Below are 17743 nucleotides of genomic sequence, written 5' to 3'. Positions count from 1 at the left end.
CTAATTAAAAGTCTTCAAACCGCGATTTTGAGCGCCCAGCATTTGTTATTTCCATGAACCGCTCCCTCCTTGAGCTGAATTCTTCCTTCTCAATTCTTCTCCATGTCATATAGCTGTTTACCTCTATTCCATTAGACAGAATTGGAGTTACAGATTTCAGATAAAGAATATCGCCTTCAAAATCAATTTTTCGTTCCTGAAATTGACCTTCCCAATTCGGGAAAGAAGAGGTAGTAATTGAATACTGGACAATTGCATTGGTATTATCGATTTTATATGAACCTGCTAATGCAATAAAGCCTCTAATTTGGGATTGTATTTCTTGATCATTAGCCAGGTATCTGTCTTCAGAGCTGAAATTTTCTCTTTCGGAGTCTGCAATCTGAACGGACATATATCCATCAGCACCATATATTAATAAACCTTTTGGGGATTGTCCCATTGGAAATTTTGAGTCTGTACCATTAATTGGTACTTCTATATAGGATAGTAGTTGCCATGTTCCTACTAATTCATTTTTCAATGTTGTCATTTAGGGTACTTGTTTGCTTGTATAACGGCGTTTTTGACTTTATAGTTTGTAACAATGCTTATATAGATATTTCCATGACAATGGAAACATCAGTATCTTCGTAAAACAAGTATTAGACCAACATTTAACATAAAAAACACTTAATGGATAATGTTCTGAATATGAATGGGAATTGTTATTGCGGCAATGATATGCCCTATCAAAAGTGCTGTATGATTATACATGATAATTACAAAAATGCTGATAGTGCCGAACAATTGATGCGAGCCAGATATTCTGCGTTTGTATTACATATGGTAGATTTTTTATATGAAACTTTTCATCCTACCAGCCGTAGATTTCAGAAAAAAGCTGAAATAGAACAATGGAGTAAAGAGAACCAATGGATAGGATTAGATGTGATCAAGGCGACAGAAAATACGGTTGAATTTAGGGCCTTTTATCTAGATTCAGCAGGCAATGATTTTAATCATCATGAGAAGTCAAGATTTCAGAAATTACATGGAACATGGTATTATCTTGACGGCAAAGTATTGGCTTAATTAAAATTTTTAATGATTACAACACATACTTTTTATTGAATTTTAGTAAATTAGTACATACTAAATATTTAAACTATGGGAAAGTTTGTAATTTCGACTAGGAAGAATGGAGAGTTCCAGTTCAACCTAAAAGCTGCCAATGGACAGGTCATCCTAAGCAGCGAAGGTTATACCACGAAGGCGGCATGCGAGAATGGGATTGCCTCTGTAAAGAAGAATTCACAGGATTCTGCCAAATTCGACAAAATAACGGCTAAAAACGGGAAATTTTATTTCAATCTTAAAGCTGGGAATGGCCAAATAATAGGAACTAGTGAGATGTATGAAAGTGAAGCTGGCAGAAGTAACGGCATAAAATCTGTTCAAGAAAATGCACCCGACGCAAATGTTGATGATACATCAGTTTAACTGTCGACATAAAATAAAAAAAGCCGCTAAAAGCGGCTTTTTTTATTTCTACTACCAGATTACTATTCTCTTTTCTTTTGGAAGATAAAGCTTATCACCTTCTTTTGTTTCAAAAGCTTTATGGAAAGCATCCAGGTTGATAATCGGTCCTGTAGCACGGTATTGTGCTGGTGAGTGTGGATCTGTTTTCACTTGATTCACTACAAACTCATCAGTTGTCTTTGTACGCCAAATAGTTGCCCAAGAAAGGAAAAAGCGTTGATCTTGAGTATATCCGTCGATTAATCCAGGATTTCCTTTGTCTTTAAGGTACATTTGCAGCGCATCGAATGCTACTGAGGAGCCACCAAGGTCTCCAATGTTTTCACCTAAAGTAAATCTTCCGTTTACAAATACCCCTGGAACTGGTTCATAAGCTTCAAACTGAGCAACCAAAGCATCAGCTGCAGCTTCAAACTTCTCTCTGTCTTCATCTGTCCACCAGTTGTTCAAGTTCCCATTACCATCGTATTGAGATCCTGAATCATCAAATCCATGTGATAATTCATGACCAATAACAGCACCAATACCACCGAAGTTTACAGCCGCATCAGCTTTGTAATCGTAAAATGGAGGTTGTAAGATTGCTGCTGGGAAAACAATTTCATTGAATAATGGGCTATAATAAGCATTTACAGTTTGTGGAGTCATTCCCCACTCTGATTTATCCACTGGTTTACCCTGTTTTGCAAGGTTCTCTTCAAAACTCCAACGCTGAAGGTTCTTCACATTTTCAATCAATGAAGACCCAACCTGTAGATTCGAGTAATCTTTCCACTTATCAGGGTATCCAATTTTCACGTTGAATTTTGACAATTTCTCCAAAGCTTTTTCTTTTGTTGCTGGAGACATCCAAGCTAAATCCTTAATATGTTGATCAAAGGATTTAACTAAATATTGAACTAATTCCTCACAGGCCGCTTTTGCTTCTGCAGGAAAATATTCCTTAACGTAAATTTTACCTAATAACTCACCCGCACTGCCATTCACGAATTCCAAACCTCTTTTATCCAAGGCACGTTGTTCCTTTTGACCTCTTAGTTTCTTTCCATAAAAATCAAACGCTAATTCGTCCAATTCTTTTGTTAAATAACTAGTAGCGTCGTCCATTACATGGAACTTCAAATATTCTTTGATTACAGGCAAGTTTTCTTCATTTACGATCTTGTCTAGGTTCTCATAATATTTCAATTCTCCAATAATAACCGTGTCTGCTTTAAAACCTAAAGTCTGAATGTATTTTGCAACATCCATGTTCTTAACCATTTTATTAAGGTCTTTTACCGCAACTGGGTTATAACGCTTTTGAGCATCACGTTGCTCCTCTACTGTTTTTAAGTTTGAAGCTATTAATTTTTCAAACTCAATAACTTTGGGGCCTTTCAGGTCACGCGTTTTTGGATCTACTTTACCATATAATGAATTTATATAGTTATTGTAGTTACCTAAGGTTTCTGTGTTTTTAGCATCTTCTTTCTGATAGTAAGTTCTGCCTAAACCCAATCCTCCGCCACCCAAATAAACGGCGTTCATATTACTGTTTTTCATGTGCGCATAAACATAAGCACCAAAAAACGGGTTACCACCTACAGCACCGTACTTTAGAAAGTAATCATAAAGTCCTTGTAGGTTTTTTACTTGATCGATATCCTTAAGTTGTTGTTGGATCGGAGTTATACCTAATTGATTACGAGTGTCAAAATCTACATATGATTTATATAAATCTGCAATTTTTTGACCATCAGTACCTTTTTCAAATTTGGTATTAAGTGATTCTTTAAGGATTTTAAGAGATGCTTCGTCGGTATTTTCTCTTAATTGATCAAATGATCCCCAACGAGCTTTGTCTGATGGAATCTCAACAGTTTTCATCCAATTTCCATTTACATAATTGTAAAAGTCATCTTGTGGACGAACTGTCTTGTCCATGTAAGATACATTGATTGCTTGATGCTCTTGACCTATAACATAGGCAGAGCTAGCAAGTAATGCAGCCATTAATACATATTGTTTCATAATTAACCTTTTTTGTTTAGAACTATGGTAAGTTCATATGCAAACATAATGAATCTTCAAAAAAACATGAAGTAACTATTCTTATATAATTGAAGGAATTTGAAATAAATTAGTAGGATTTATTAATTTGCCTACATGATTATCCAGATAGAAGACAAGGATTACAAATTGATTGGCACGAACGATTATACTATTCAAATAGATTTAAACAATCCAGAACTACCAGTTATCTATGCTCATACTTCACTTTCTATCGACGAGCTTTCAGCTTATGTTAAGCAATTTTCGAAAAGGAAGCCTATAAAATCAAAATCTGAATTAGAAAATCTGGAATTTTTCACAGTAGATCTTTTTGACCTAAGGTATCCAGTTAAGACATTGATTCAGGGAAATTCAGCTCCATATTTGAAAAATAATATGATTTATTATTCTAAATCATATTTCAACATAAAAAATCGAATCAAGCTAGAAGAAAAAATTAGGGAAACTATTTTTGAGCAAACGATATATGATTTAATTGCCAAGTGGGAAGAGAGATTTCATGTTCTTGTAAATGATATAAGTTTTAAGAATTTAAAATCGAGTTATTTTTTAGTTTCGAATTCTAAGTTGACCATAAATAAAAAAAATATATCATTGAGCTTGAAAATCAATGACTATTTAATGTCGAAGGCATTATTGGAATTCTCAGGTAATCAGAAGGGGCACCTTGAACAAGTAGAAAGAGAATTTTCAGATAGAAAACAATTGGAAAAAATATTATTGCATGGAAATTAAAGACTATAATTTTGAAATAGATTTAGAGTCTCAGGAATTGAATGTTATTGAAACTCATCCTACCAAACTCCTGGATTCAATTCCCCAACCCGAATTGGATAAACTGAATTGGTTTATTTTTGATGTATTGGGAGATAAGGATGGCAGTCCAGAGATTGGAAATATCGAAATTTCAAATTTCAAGATAAATCCTGATCACCTTAGTGGATCTTTCCGATTAAAATTTCAAATTGACAGAAAATTCTGTTGTTCGGATATGGAGAGTTGTAGCAACGATTATATAGACTTCCAATTTATAATGAATGGAAGTAAACTATTTGCAACTGGAAAATATTTTGATTGGACTCTTAACAATTAAACGATCTATCTATAAACTTCTATATAATAAGTTATTATTGAAATAATAAACAACATGATCAGCAAGATCAAAGAATTCGCTTTTAATGCTTCCCAATCTTTAGAAATGGTGTTCCTTGTCAAGATAACCAATTTAAATACCACACTCAAAGCCGCGATAAAATAAAAAATATTGAAATTATTAATTAAAATATCCATCTCAGAAAATATAAAATGTTAACAATTGATTCTCAACCAAATATAACATTTTATGAAGGTATTTTTATTTAATAATTAATATAATTTATTTATCATTTTCTAAATAAGCAATTTCATACATCAACTCCAAAGCGGTTTTATAGATTTTAACCGAAGACAGCATTAAGCTCTTTAGCTAATCTCAAACCAGCTTTAAGTAAAGCATTTTCCATAGGGTCTTTAAATCGAAAAATATAGTCGTAAGAGAGCTTATTATTTTTTGCTACATCATCATAAATTAGGTTTGCCAACTCATGTGATTCATAAAGCCAATCTTCAAAGGTTGAATTGGTATATTGTTTGAAAAAATGTTTTTCATAATCTAAAACTCGTGCATACTCTGTGTATGACCATTTTTCATTATCGACCAAATCACTGTCCCAAACACGGTGAATATTTGATCCCCTTCCAAAGAATGTAACTGAAATTTTGTTACCACCTAAATCCTCTGCCCTACTCACATGCATTGGCTGATGTGCATCACCCAATAGATGTACCATAAAATATAGTGCTCTTTGTCTTTCTTCTAAGGAGAGATCCTTATTCACTACATCTTTTCTTACTCTCTGATAGGCTTTATATAAATTTTGTTCTGGCGAATTTTGAAGTTCTACTAAAAATTGAGCATGAGTAAGGTTTCCTGGCGTATTTAAAAAATGCCATGATCCTGTTTTTAGCAAAACGGAATCAGGTGAAGATTTAATAAAATCTGCCCAATTTGACCAGTAAGCCAATTTTTGGTGACCAATTAATTTTTCAATATTGCGTTTAGCTTTTCTTGTCAAGTGTTGTTCTGCAATTTCTGAAATAACACGGTGCCCTGTCATTCCCCAAGCTAAAACATTTTGAGATTGTGTCAGCAACATAAAAAACACTAGAATTTTCCCTACTAGTTTCATATTATTTGTAATTATTTAAAAAGATCGAATCCATATTGTGCGGAGGACCAAAAACTATCAAGTGCAATAATCCTTGGTTTAAAAAAAGAAATTAATTCAGGCCAATCCTCTCTTTTGAAGACACTGACTCCTTTTATTTCTGTATAAATCCTTGCTGTTGCTTTGCCATTTTCATCATAGGACAGTTCATCCCAGATCCACTCTTCCTCCAATTCTGCTTCCAGCACAGCTTTAAACTCTTTGAATTGTTCAAAGATCAAGGCTCTAATTCCTTCATCTGGATTTGCAATCTCAATACCGATTTGAGCGATCTTATTGGTTGCTTCCATTCTAAAGAATAGATATCGAATACCTGTTTTGTAATTCACCCAGGTTACCTTTTCGCCATCAGCGCTTGGTATCGGCGACATATACATCCCGAATGATGTCCAAAAGGATTCCTTGATTTTCTTTGCTTCTTCTCTTGAATACAATTCTTTAATTTTATGCAAAACTAGGAATCTATTTAAACATTTAAGCTGTTTAAGCTGTTTTCATATAAAAAAATTACGATGGACAAAAAGAAAACATTACTAACCCTATCTGCTGTAGCCATAGGATCAGTAATATATAATTATCTAAAACCGGTCAAATCAAATGTAGAAGTTATCCAAGATTTTGATCTACAGAAATATTTAGGAAAATGGTATGAAATAGCTCGGTTTGATTTTTTCTGGGAAAAGAACTTAAAGAATGTTACTGCTGAATATAGTATGAATGAAGATGGTTCGGTGAAGGTTAAAAATGAAGGTGTCAATATCACTACCGAAAAAACCAAAACGAGTATTGGAAAAGCTAAGTACGCTGGAAATGTTAATGAAGGTGCTTTAAAAGTTTCATTTTTCGGCCCGTTTTATTCTGGCTATAACATTGTTATGATTGATAATGACTATCAAGATGCCTTAATCTTTGGTGACAATCTAGATTATATTTGGATCCTTTCCAGAACCAAATCTATTAATGAAGATAGAAAAGCTCACTACTTAAAATATGCTAAAGACTGTGGCTATGATCTTTCAAAATTAATATGGACAGTACAAGAGGACTAATTAAAGTTCAAAAATAGGCTGAATAACTGAATAGTCTAATGTGTTATCCTGCTGTATTACTAAAGCAATTTCTTTTTGATCTTCTTTACTAATGACATTGCCTAGTCCAGCGTTAAAAAGATTAACAAGAATTTTAGCTGCTTCAGGTTTGACGTTTATAGTTAACACAGAACTTCCCAAATAAAAATTTAGAATGGAAGTAGCATACTCGCCGAATAATTCGAAATCGAGGCTTTTACCTTTAGTTTTTAAGGATTTGTAATATTTTTCAAAATCCTTTTGAATCATTTCTATTTGGGTATTAGTTAACATAAAACAAAAATAGCAATCTAAATAAAATAAAAAAGCAGTCCAATAAATTTGGACTGCTCAAACTAATCTAATCTATCTGTTATTATTTTCTAACACTAATAGCTACTCTTCTATCTTTCACACGGTCAGATTCTGGAGCGTCCGCAGGGAATTCGGCAAATTGAGATCCATAACCTTCTGTTGCCATGACTCTGTTACCAACACCCTGTGCATCAAATGCATTCTTAACAGCAATTGCACGGTCATTTGATAATTTTTTATTGATTGCTTCATCACCAGTTTTATCAGTGTATCCACCTACTTTTACTTTTGCATCTGGAAACGCGTTCAATATTGCTACCAAATTGTCCAATTGAACTTGGCTTTCAGGCAGAATATTAGCGGTACCAGTTGCGAAATTCAAGTTGTCGAAATCAAACCAACGGTCTTTTAATTCTTCATCTGAAAGATTTTTGTAATCAGAATTCAAGAATTGAACCAGCTGATCTTCAATCCCTCCTTTGTAGGCATTGATAACAGTATCATTAGGCAAAGTTACCATGATACTTTCTCTTACGATTTCAGTGGTAGGTACAGTATCCTCATTTACCACAGAGTCTGTAATCAGCGAATCTACATGAGCATCAGTAACTGGTGGTTCTTCTCTATTACAGCCTTTTCCAAAGAAAAACCATAACAGCAATAAGATAATTGGAATCAATATCCACCATAATCCGGCACCTTTTCTGCGTTCTTCATCTGCTGGAGGCAATGCAGCAGGTGGGTCTTCGCGTCTCACATTTGCTGTCGCAGGGATAATAGGATCTTCAACCAAGACATCACGAGCTGGATCTACAATGGTCTCCCTCGTGATTACCTCATCTTCAGCTAGGACTGGTCCTCTTGGCTCATCACCCAAAATATTTAAAGGTAAACCAACTGGCAATGCTTTTAAGAAGTTAGTTCGGTTATTGTTTAAATCAGCTTCAATAGAAGTTGTATCCCATCGAGTACCATTGCTGGTCAATGCCCCAATAACCGCAGGAATACCTGCTGAGAATAATCGGATTAAACTATTTGTATTTAATCCTAAGAAATTAGCAGTATTCGGAATAACTTGATCAAAAGAATTTCCAAATAGAGAGCTTAATACTGTCCGAGTCGTATCGCCTTGTTGAGGAACGTCTTGTACAGGCGGACTGAATCTCAGTACATCTGAGAAGTCAAACCCAGAAAAACTTGATTTTAATGTGTCTAATAGGCTACCCAATCCGTGGCCGGATTTCCTTTGTAAACCTAAAAATAACGAAGGAATAACAGCGTCTATTCCTCTCTTTGCCTGCTCTTGTGAAATATTTTCTTGAGAAGCAAGTGTACTGTAAGAATGCTCTGTAAAATAGGAACGAGCAAGTTCTATTAAATTGTTTTCCATAACCTTAGTTTATAAGTACATATTGAAAAACAATCAATGTAACATTTTGTTTGCAACACTCAATAATTCTTAATTAACATTATCTTAATACTGAAACCTTACTTTTGTCAATAAACTAATTCAGATAGTATGAATATTAAATTTTTCAATTTATTAATTGCCTTATTTTTATTTATAGGCTCAACCTTTGCTCAAAAACAACCGAAGTACATTTTCTTTATGATAGGTGACGGTATGGGTCTGAACCAAGTTCAAGCTGCTGAAATCTACAAAGCTTCTTTGGACAATAAGAATACGGTTTATCCAACAGTTTTCAGTCAATTTCCATATGCAACATTTGCGACTTCACATTCTCAATCTCACGGAGTAACAGATTCAGGTGCTGGAGGAACAGCCTTAGCGGTAGGTTATAAAACCAAAAACGGAGTGATTGCAATGGATAGCGCTGGTGTAAAAGCATATAAAAGTATTGCTTATCTAGCTAAAGAAAAGGGAATGAAAGTAGGTATTACCACTTCGGTGAGTATTGACCATGCAACACCTGCTTCTTTTTATGCTAACCAACCAGATCGCGACATGTATTATGAAATCGGATTAGATATCATAAAATCAAACTTTGATTTCTTTGCTGGTTCTGGTTTCTTAAAACCTACAACAAATGCAAAAAAAGAAGAAGTTGCCTCGCTTTTCCCACAGTTAGAAAAAGCTGGCTATAAATTATTATACGGTTTGGATGACTATAAAAAAGCAAACAAATCAGATAAATTGATTTTAATGAATAATAAAGGAACTAACCCAGTATCCTTAAAATTTGCTATTGATCAAAAACCTGGAGATTTAAATCTATCTGAAATCACTTCTGCAGCCATAGAGTCATTAAGTCAAGGTGATAAGGGATTCTTTTTAATGGTAGAAGGCGGAAAAATTGATTGGGCATGTCACTCAAATGATGGTGCAGCTGCAATTCACGAAGTTCTGGACTTTAACAATGCTGTTCAAAAAGCATATGAATTCTATCAAAAACATCCAGAAGAAACTTTGATCATTGTTACTGCTGATCATGAAACTGGAGGTATGGGTGTAGGAAATGGAAGTTCAACCCTTAGAATCAAGAATTTAGAGAACCAGAAAATTTCACAAGAAGCCTTGTCATTATTAGTAAATGATTTTCGCACAAAAAATCCTAATGCAAGTTGGGATCAATTGAAAGAATTTTTAGGTGAAAATCTAGGATTATGGAAAAACATTAAGGTAAGTGAAGATTTTACTGAAGATTTGCAAGAGGCCTATGAGAAAAGCTTCGTTGAACATAAAAATGAAACTAGCAAAAGCCTTTATGCAACCTCTGACAAAATCGCTGACTTAGCAATTAAAGCTCTCAATAAAGCTTCTTCTGTTAGTTGGGCATCTGGCAGTCACTCTGCTGCTTATATTCCAGTTTATGCGATTGGAGTAGGATCAGAAGAATTCCATAAAAAAATGGATAACGTAGATATCCCAAGGACCGTTTCTAAAGTAGCTGGATGGTCTCATCCATAATGAATATATAATTCAATTAAAATAAAAAAGTAGGTGGAATAATACCACCTACTTTTTTTATGGATTAAACTTCTACTTTTTCTGCCATAGGTTTATTCATGGCCATTGGATCCATTAAGAACATTATCCTATTGGCTCTAATTTCACAGGTATAATGTTGATTTCCGTCTCTTCCTTCGAATTGACGATATACAATTGAACCTTGTACCAGCCAAAGACTACCCTTTTTACCTTTTTTCTGAATTATCTTGGTCATATCACCCCAAACTGCAACTCTATGCCACTGGCTTTTTTCGAACTGTTCACCATTTTTCTTGGTGCCGTATTCATTTGTTACAAGATTAACAAAACAGTATGGTGCTCCAGTACTACTCATTTTAATTTCTGGTTCTTTTCCAAGTCTTCCTAATAACTGAACTGAATTTTTTAACGTGCTCATGAATATTTCAATTTTAGATATTTATTTTTCTTTTAATTAATTTATCTTAGCTAAGTAACTGAAACAAAGTTCTGTATGAACCATAGTTATATTCGTAAAACAATTGTTTAAAATCGAATCTAAACGTTTTTAAACGCTTATAATTAATTCAATCATGCAGGTAAAATACTGTCAGGAATGCGAACAAGTCCTTAAAGGGAGAACCGATAAGCGCTTTTGTAATGATAGCTGTAGAAATGCTTTTAATAACAGAGTTAATAGTAAAGAAAACAACCTGATGAAGAAAATCAACAATCAGCTAAAAAGAAACAGGAAAATTCTTCAAATGATTCTTGGAGAGGAAAAAATGTATAAATCTAATAAGGCCAAATTATTGGCCGAAGGATATGCTTTAGATTACCATACTCATAGAATCTGCACATCTAAAGGAAATGAATATGTCTTTTGTTATGAATTTGGTTATTTAGATCTAGGGAATGACTTTATATTGATAGTAAAAAGCAAACAAAAAGAAAACAAAGTTGCAAAATAACAATAGCATGTAAAACCTTTTCACATGCTATATAATTGAAATTTTGAAATTTCATTACTATTGGATGGGTACTTCCATCAATAAAAATTCAGCTTTTGTAACTGCTTTTATTTTAATATCTCCAGCTCCAGCTATACCAAGCCCATCTCTGCTATTCATATTTTGTCCTTCTACATTCAGTTCTCCACTCAGAACAAATATGTAAAGTCCATCTTCTGGATCTTTCATCACATATTGTCTTGCAAATCCAGCATCAAATTCTGCAATATGGAACCATGCATTTTGGTGGATCCATACTCCTTCATCATCTGGATCGGGTGATAAAATCTGTAAGAAATTATTTTTGGCAGCCTCATAATCAATAGATTGTTGGTCATAGCGCGGCTCTACATTTTGTTTATTAGGGATAACCCAAATTTGTAGGAATTTTACAGGTTCAGATTCACTGTTATTATACTCACTGTGTTCAATTCCTGTACCAGCACTCATGACCTGGATATCGCCTTTTTTGATGACTGATCCTGTGCCCATGCTATCGTTGTGTGCCAATTCCCCTTCTAGAGGAATGGAAATAATTTCCATATTGCTATGCGGATGTCTCCCGAAACCCATCCCTCCTTCTACAAAATCATCATTCAAGACTCTTAGAGCTCCGAAGTTCATTCGTTCAGAATTCATATAACCTGCAAAGCTGAATGTATGGTTAGATTTTAGCCAACCATGGTCTGCATGGCCTCTAGAATCTGCTGGGTGATAAAAAAATTTCGCCATAATGTCATTCTCCTTTATTTATAACACAAAGATGTTGAATGCGGTTTTAAGATACATTGATATAGGATAAGAAATCTAAGTCAAAAGGCCTTCATCACGGAAACTTAAATAATTATCATCCGTAATAATAAGATGATCATGAACATGGATATCCATTAATTTTGCGGCCTCTAGAATTTTTCTGGTCAATATTTTATCCGGTTCACTAGCTTTTAAGGTCCCAGAAGGATGATTGTGGGCTAATATAATTGAGTTTGCCTTATTTAACAGTGCAAACCTTAGGATAATGCGTACATCTACAGGGGTAAAATCATTCCCTCCTCTTCCAATCATTTGTTTATCGATCACCTTGCAGCTAGTATTTAAAAAGATCACCCAGAATTCTTCGTGATTGAGATCTTCCAACATTTGTTTTAGATAAGCATAAGCTTTTTTACTGTTATTTAATACAGGCTTTTCCTCCACCTCTGTACCCTGTCTTCTCCTACCGATTTCCATAGCTGCAATAATGGTTACTGCTTTGGCTTCACCAATACCTTTAAATTGGCATAAATCATTCACTTCTAATTTACTGAGATTAAAGAGATTATTGTTTACTGAATTCAACAGTCTTTTACATAATTCAACTGCTGTTTCATCTTTTGATCCTGAACCTATTAAAATTGCTAATAATTCTGCATCAGACACTGACCTTCGACCATGCTCCAATAATTTCTCTCTTGGACGGTCTGACTCTGCCCATTCTCGAATAACTAATTTTTGAAATGACATTTTTGTTGAAAATATTTATCGTTTCAGTAAATATAACAATATCATATTACCATTAGACATTGACATTCAACAACTTATTATACAGCTTTAGAATTAGGTCAGAAACCTTATCTTTGTAGGCTATTACAACAAAAAGGATAGAAATAATGAGCAAAGCATTAATCAAAACAGAAAAAGGTGACATGACTGTGCAATTTTACACAGAGGATGCTCCAAATACAGTGGCTAACTTTATAAAACTAGCTAAATCAGGTTATTATGATGGACTAGCATTTCACCGTGTAATTCCTGATTTCGTAATTCAGGGCGGATGTCCAAATACTCGCGAAGGTGCAACAGGTATGCCTGGAACAGGTGGACCAGGATATAAAATTGATTGTGAATTAACTGGGGAGAACCAATATCACGACCGTGGAGTATTATCAATGGCTCACGCAGGAAGAAATACTGGTGGTTCTCAATTCTTTATCTGCCATAGCCGCAACAATACTGCTCACTTAGACCGTAATCACACTTGTTTTGGTAAAGTTATCGAAAACGTTGATGTTGTTGATGATATCCGTCAAGGTGATCGTATCCTAGGTGTTGAAATTATTGAAGATTAATACCTATAAAAAAAGTAAAAAATGAATTTAAGAGGATTAGTATCAGTTACTGGTAAACCAGGATTATTTAAATTGATAGGTCAAAACAAAGGTGGATTTGTATTGGAATCTTTAGATGGCAGCAAAATTAAATCTGTAGTGAATCTTTCTACTACAAAAATGGCGACCCTAGAGGATATCACTATTTATGGTGAAGAAGATGAAATCAGACTTTTAGATGTTTTCGAAACCATTAAAAACAATGGTGGTAACACTCCTGATGTTAAAGCTGATGGCAATACTTTAAGAGAATATTTCAGAGAAGTAGCTCCAAATCACGATGAGGCTAGAGTATATTCTTCAGATATCAAGAAAATCATTTCTTGGTACAATATTATCAAAGACCTTCCTTTGTTCGAAGAAGAAGCACCAGAGCCACTTTCTTAGTATTAGAATACAATATTTTGAAAACCTATCCTATTTTAAATAATAGGATAGGTTTTTTTATATCCTTATATTTAGGGAAATTGATGACAATTAAACAAATGCAATATGGGTATCTTTGATGATTTGGCACTTTCAACATCTAAAAACAACAATACATACCAAACCTTTTGGAACTGGTTTGAGATTCATGCCCAAGAATTTTACGAAATAATAAAATCTGGAAATCAAGTTGAAGAACGTTTTATAAACGTATTTGCACCGGAATTAACAAAAGTAGAACCTGAGGTTTTCTTTCTGGTAGGAATTGAGGATGATCAAATGGCAGAATTAATTTTCACTCCTGATGGAAGAATTCAGAATGTACTATGGGCAGAAAAACTTGCTAATTCAGCACCAGAGATCCCTAATTGGAAGTTTAGAGCATTAAAACCTGCCTCAAATAACATAAACTTCGCTATAAGAATGCATGACCTGAATTTTGATAGAGATAATATCAAGTTCTATCCAGTCATTCATGAAGCTTACCCAGATAAAATTGACCTCAAATTTGTCTATGACCATTATCATGAAGAATCTCACGATGATATCTTGAACGGAATTTTCATCTTCTTGGATAATTTCCTGGGAGAAGAAACAATGATTCAATGCATTGATAAAATTGATGTATTAGGTCCACAGAATGTTCATAAAGAGCTAATTCCATTGGATAAATTAAAAGATTACCTAATTTGGAGAGAGAAAGAATTTGTAGAAAAGTACCAAGATGTACGACATGATCCAAGTAATGATAGCTTCGCAGCATTCGAGGGCACCGTTGAAGGTAACAAAACTATATTATCCACTTTTAATACCTCAATCCTAGATTGGGAATTTAAAGCTTCTCACCCATGGATTTTGGTAATCATGATTCACTACCAACCTGAGAATGAAAATGGATTTCCAAGTAGTGAAACCTACAATAGCATAGCGAAATTAGAAGATGATATAGAAGAACAACTCCCTGCCGAAAAAGGTTATATTTTCTTAGGTTCTGAAACCATTGATGGACTTAGGGAAACATTCATTGCTTGTAGAGAATTTAGAGAAGCAACACAAGTCATTGATCAATTGCAGACAAAATATAGCCAAGAATTGATTATGAATTTCGAATTCTACAAAGACAAGTATTGGCAATCCTTTGAAAGATATCAGATTGATTAATCCAGTTTTCAAGTGATGAGTGATTTTTTAATACGACCTTACGAATTTGAAGATTTTCAATCCGTCCTTGAGGTTTTTGAATCAAATGTTCCATATTACTTTGCCCCTGAAGAATCTGATGATCTCAAACATTATCTTGAAAATGAAATAGAGGATTATTTAGTAATCCTTCAGGATGGAAAAATCATTGGAGCTGGTGGAATAAATTATGATAATGATTTAATTACTGCTCGATTAAGCTGGGATTTTATGGATAAAAACATTCATAAGAAAGGTGCTGGATCAGTTCTTACACAATATCGAATTAACCATGTCTTAAGCCAAAAACATATCTTGAAATTAATAGTACGAACTTCTCAGTTTGCTGACGGATTTTACAAAAAACAAGGATTTAAAGAAGTGAATCGGATCAAGGATTATTGGTCTAAAGGATATGATATGGTTTTAATGGAATATCAGGGAGTGTAACAAAAGATACACAGGAAAAAAATTTTAATTTTCAATTTTGTGTTATTCTTCGAAAGATAAGAGTAACACACTTCTAAAGGAAATCACTGCGATGGAAACATCACTCGATCAAAACTTCTGGAACCAGCGTTGGAAGAACCAACAAACTGGTTGGGATATTGGCTATGCTTCTACTCCCATTGTTACTTTTATGGATAAGTATCCAAATAAAGATGCTCGAATTCTGATACCAGGTTGCGGAAATGCTTACGAAGCTGCTTTTCTCTTGGAGAATGGATTTACGAATCTGACATTAATTGACATAGCTCCTATTGCTATTCAGAATGTGAAAGAAAAGTTTAAAAATAATCCACAGATCAACATTGTTCATGGTGATTTTTTTGAACATAAAGGTGAGTATGATTTATTGATTGAACAAACTTTTTTTTGTGCATTAGAACCCAAATTACGCTCTGATTATGTCAACCAAGCAAGTTCGTTACTTGCCGACGGCGGTGAAATTATGGGATTGTTGTTTGGAAAAGAATTTGAGAGTGAGGGACCCCCATTTGGTGGATCTATTAATAATTACAGGTTATTGTTTGACAAACTTTTTGTGATCGAGATAATGGAACCATGCTATAATAGCATCGCTCCTAGGGAAGGGTCTGAATTATTTATAAAATTAAGAAGGATAAATTGAAATGATTAAGCATTATTTAGCTCAATGGAATATCATGCGCTTATTGCGTTTAATTATGGGAATAATAATAATTGTCCAAGGTGTTAAGGCAGAAATGTGGTTGATCGTTGCTCTCGGGATTTTATTTTCAATCATGCCCTTATTCAATATGGGTTGCTCGGCAAATGGATCTTGCCAGGTTCAACCTAAAGGTAGAAAAGATTAATTTCTGCTTTTTTAAAATTAGATAGGTATAATTAATAATAGTTAGTGAAGAATGGCTCAAGTCCTCAACTTGGGCCTTCTTGTTTATTGAATTGTCATAATTACTTCTTTAATAGCATTATTTTAGATTTACTAGAACATTTTCTATAGTTTTGTAGTTAACATTTATGATGAGATTTATCTATATATTATGTTTCACCTTTCTAGCTATGGTCAGTCCAAAGCTAGGTCTGGCATGTTCAGAGCATCAGGAGCAACCGGCAGAAACATCATGTCATAAAGAACATCATTCTGAAGATCCACATAGTTGCTGTAATGAAGATTTCAAAGATCAATCTCATGATGGTAACGATTCATGTGGAGAATCTAGCAACTGTAATTGCCCAATGATGGCAAACCATAGTTGTTGCTTTTTCAGCACATCCTTTTTCGAATTTAAATTCAGTGCTGTACATCCTAAAGATGAAATTTCTACATTGATGGTTTTCCATGAAACCACTGGTTTCTCATCGATTTTTATCCCTCCCAAAATAGTTTAATCGTATTCTAATATTGCTCCATGGAGCTTTTCAATTCGTTAATAGCAGAATGATGTTTTGCTATGATTTTACTATTTATAAAAATTAAAAAAAAATGAAAAAGATATCATTTTTCTTAACCCTTATCTTGGGTTTGGGATTAAATACAACTATAGCACAAATAAAGAACGAAAAAACAATTACCGTAGCAATAAATGGTAATTGTGGAATGTGCAAAAAAACCATCGATAGCAATGGTTCAGAGCCAAAAATTTCAAATGTAAATTGGGATATCGATACTAAAAAGGCTGAAATCACCTATGATAGCACCAAAACTTCCGAAGAAACAATTTTAAAAAAAATTGCATTAGCAGGTTATGACAATGCTAAGTTTCGTGCACCAGATGATGTTTATGAAAATTTACATGAATGCTGTAAATATGACAGAGAACACCAAATAGCAAATAAGGGACCTCACGCGAATTCCAAGGATCATAAAGATATGAATCATGGCAAACATGAAGTTCAGAAAAATGGACTGGATGCAGTTCTCACCAATTACTTATCTATTAAAGATGCTTTGGTGGCTACGGATTCAAAATTAGCAGCTGATGCTGCAAAGAAGCTAGCTAGCGAGATTAAGAAGGTTGATATGGCAGGGTTAGGCGAAACTGAACATAAAACTTGGATGAAAGTAAAGACAGATCTGGAAAAATCTGCATTACAAATATCCTCTGATTCAAACATCGAAAATCAAAGATCCTCATTTATTGGATTATCTGACCTGATTTACAAATTAGCAAAAGATTCTGAAACAGAGATTGAATTGTATTATCAGTTCTGCCCTATGGCTAACAACAACAAGGGCGCCTATTGGATCAGCAAAGAAAATTCAGTGAAAAATCCTTATTACGGGTCTAAAATGATGACTTGCGGAGAAGTAAAAGAAAAAATCTGAAACAAAAAGGCG

The 17743-nt window shown here is 34.0% G+C and carries 24 protein-coding genes; 15 read left to right on the top strand and 9 right to left on the bottom strand.

Going from position 1 to position 17743, the window contains the following annotated elements; all coding sequences use genetic code 11:
• Positions 1-4 precede the first annotated feature (4 nt).
• Positions 5-532: a lipocalin-like domain-containing protein gene (locus tag CRT24_RS19915; protein WP_099372853.1), complete on the bottom strand. Its 528-nt coding sequence runs from the start codon at positions 530-532 to the stop codon at positions 5-7.
• Between the two features lie 212 nt (positions 533-744).
• Between CRT24_RS19915 and CRT24_RS19910 the strand changes: the two genes are divergently transcribed.
• Positions 745-1074, top strand: coding sequence for a YchJ family protein (locus CRT24_RS19910; RefSeq protein ID WP_257214107.1), 330 nt, complete (start codon positions 745-747; stop codon positions 1072-1074).
• A 75-nt stretch (positions 1075-1149) separates the two neighbouring features.
• Entirely contained in the window at positions 1150-1482 is a 333-nt protein-coding gene (locus tag CRT24_RS19905) for a YegP family protein (RefSeq protein WP_099372852.1), read from the top strand.
• Between the two features lie 51 nt (positions 1483-1533).
• Here the strand turns inward: CRT24_RS19905 and CRT24_RS19900 are convergent, their stop codons facing one another.
• The gene (locus CRT24_RS19900) at positions 1534-3537 is read right to left on the bottom strand and encodes a M13 family metallopeptidase (RefSeq protein ID WP_180269179.1); all 2004 of its coding nucleotides are present in this window, start codon (positions 3535-3537) and stop codon (positions 1534-1536) included.
• A 135-nt stretch (positions 3538-3672) separates the two neighbouring features.
• On the opposite strand from CRT24_RS19900, the gene CRT24_RS19895 reads away from it, so the two are divergent.
• Both CRT24_RS19895 and CRT24_RS19890 read left to right on the top strand, forming a co-directional pair.
• Positions 3673-4314, top strand: coding sequence for a hypothetical protein (locus tag CRT24_RS19895; protein WP_099372850.1), 642 nt, complete (start codon positions 3673-3675; stop codon positions 4312-4314).
• Positions 4304-4672, top strand: coding sequence for a hypothetical protein (locus CRT24_RS19890; protein ID WP_099372849.1), 369 nt, complete (start codon positions 4304-4306; stop codon positions 4670-4672). Before CRT24_RS19895 ends, CRT24_RS19890 begins: the two co-directional genes overlap by 11 nt.
• Before the next feature lie 343 nt (positions 4673-5015).
• Here CRT24_RS19890 and CRT24_RS19880 read toward each other — a convergent pair whose 3' ends face one another.
• A complete protein-coding gene (locus tag CRT24_RS19880) occupies positions 5016-5807 on the bottom strand; it encodes a S1/P1 nuclease (protein ID WP_099372847.1) in 792 nt (263 codons plus the stop codon).
• Between the two features lie 11 nt (positions 5808-5818).
• A complete protein-coding gene (locus tag CRT24_RS19875; protein ID WP_257214106.1) occupies positions 5819-6298 on the bottom strand; it encodes a DUF4268 domain-containing protein in 480 nt (159 codons plus the stop codon).
• Positions 6299-6358: 60 nt separating this feature from the next.
• Between CRT24_RS19875 and CRT24_RS19870 the strand changes: the two genes are divergently transcribed.
• A complete protein-coding gene (locus CRT24_RS19870) occupies positions 6359-6895 on the top strand; it encodes a lipocalin family protein (protein ID WP_099372845.1) in 537 nt (178 codons plus the stop codon).
• Here the strand turns inward: CRT24_RS19870 and CRT24_RS19865 are convergent, their stop codons facing one another.
• On the bottom strand, positions 6896-7183 hold the full coding sequence (locus CRT24_RS19865; RefSeq protein ID WP_218962670.1) for a hypothetical protein: 288 nt from the start codon (positions 7181-7183) through the stop codon (positions 6896-6898).
• A 106-nt stretch (positions 7184-7289) separates the two neighbouring features.
• The gene (locus CRT24_RS19860; protein ID WP_099372843.1) at positions 7290-8618 is read right to left on the bottom strand and encodes an OmpA family protein; all 1329 of its coding nucleotides are present in this window, start codon (positions 8616-8618) and stop codon (positions 7290-7292) included.
• 129 nt (positions 8619-8747) lie between these two features.
• Between CRT24_RS19860 and CRT24_RS19855 the strand changes: the two genes are divergently transcribed.
• The gene (locus CRT24_RS19855; protein ID WP_099372842.1) at positions 8748-10157 is read left to right on the top strand and encodes an alkaline phosphatase; all 1410 of its coding nucleotides are present in this window, start codon (positions 8748-8750) and stop codon (positions 10155-10157) included.
• 64 nt (positions 10158-10221) lie between these two features.
• On the opposite strand, the gene CRT24_RS19850 is transcribed toward CRT24_RS19855, so the two are convergent.
• A complete protein-coding gene (locus CRT24_RS19850; protein WP_099372841.1) occupies positions 10222-10596 on the bottom strand; it encodes a single-stranded DNA-binding protein in 375 nt (124 codons plus the stop codon).
• 154 nt (positions 10597-10750) lie between these two features.
• Between CRT24_RS19850 and CRT24_RS19845 the strand changes: the two genes are divergently transcribed.
• Positions 10751-11128 (top strand): hypothetical protein, encoded by a 378-nt coding sequence (locus tag CRT24_RS19845; protein ID WP_218962669.1) that lies wholly within the window; start codon positions 10751-10753, stop codon positions 11126-11128.
• 57 nt (positions 11129-11185) lie between these two features.
• Here CRT24_RS19845 and CRT24_RS19840 read toward each other — a convergent pair whose 3' ends face one another.
• Together CRT24_RS19840 and radC are read right to left on the bottom strand one after the other, a co-directional pair.
• A complete protein-coding gene (locus CRT24_RS19840; RefSeq protein WP_099372839.1) occupies positions 11186-11899 on the bottom strand; it encodes a pirin family protein in 714 nt (237 codons plus the stop codon).
• 75 nt (positions 11900-11974) lie between these two features.
• Positions 11975-12670 (bottom strand): DNA repair protein RadC, encoded by a 696-nt coding sequence (gene radC, locus CRT24_RS19835; protein WP_099372838.1) that lies wholly within the window; start codon positions 12668-12670, stop codon positions 11975-11977.
• A gap of 146 nt (positions 12671-12816) precedes the next feature.
• On the opposite strand from radC, the gene CRT24_RS19830 reads away from it, so the two are divergent.
• From CRT24_RS19830 to CRT24_RS19795, 8 genes are all read left to right on the top strand, one after another.
• On the top strand, positions 12817-13275 hold the full coding sequence (locus tag CRT24_RS19830) for a peptidylprolyl isomerase (protein WP_099372837.1): 459 nt from the start codon (positions 12817-12819) through the stop codon (positions 13273-13275).
• A gap of 21 nt (positions 13276-13296) precedes the next feature.
• Positions 13297-13701 carry a DUF5606 domain-containing protein gene (locus CRT24_RS19825; RefSeq protein ID WP_099372836.1) on the top strand — a complete coding sequence of 135 codons (405 nt, stop codon included), beginning with the start codon at positions 13297-13299 and terminating at the stop codon, positions 13699-13701.
• Between the two features lie 105 nt (positions 13702-13806).
• Positions 13807-14901, top strand: a complete 1095-nt coding sequence (locus CRT24_RS19820) for a DUF695 domain-containing protein (RefSeq protein WP_099372835.1) — start codon at positions 13807-13809, stop codon at positions 14899-14901.
• Positions 14902-14916: 15 nt separating this feature from the next.
• A complete protein-coding gene (locus CRT24_RS19815) occupies positions 14917-15369 on the top strand; it encodes a GNAT family N-acetyltransferase (RefSeq protein WP_099372834.1) in 453 nt (150 codons plus the stop codon).
• Between the two features lie 91 nt (positions 15370-15460).
• Positions 15461-16051, top strand: coding sequence for a methyltransferase domain-containing protein (locus tag CRT24_RS19810; protein WP_099372833.1), 591 nt, complete (start codon positions 15461-15463; stop codon positions 16049-16051).
• Position 16052: 1 nt separating this feature from the next.
• Positions 16053-16256, top strand: a complete 204-nt coding sequence (locus CRT24_RS19805; RefSeq protein ID WP_099372832.1) for a hypothetical protein — start codon at positions 16053-16055, stop codon at positions 16254-16256.
• A 166-nt stretch (positions 16257-16422) separates the two neighbouring features.
• Entirely contained in the window at positions 16423-16794 is a 372-nt protein-coding gene (locus CRT24_RS19800) for a hypothetical protein (RefSeq protein ID WP_144034623.1), read from the top strand.
• 94 nt (positions 16795-16888) lie between these two features.
• Complete coding sequence (locus CRT24_RS19795) at positions 16889-17731, top strand: DUF3347 domain-containing protein (protein ID WP_099372830.1); 843 nt, start codon at positions 16889-16891, stop codon at positions 17729-17731.
• Positions 17732-17743 lie beyond the last annotated feature (12 nt).

Source organism: Sphingobacterium sp. 1.A.5, assembly GCF_002734235.1.
Taxonomy (GTDB): Bacteria; Bacteroidota; Bacteroidia; order Sphingobacteriales; family Sphingobacteriaceae; genus Sphingobacterium; species Sphingobacterium daejeonense.
Note: the sequence above shows the minus strand (reverse complement) of the source record. Positions and strands in the feature narration are given on the sequence as shown.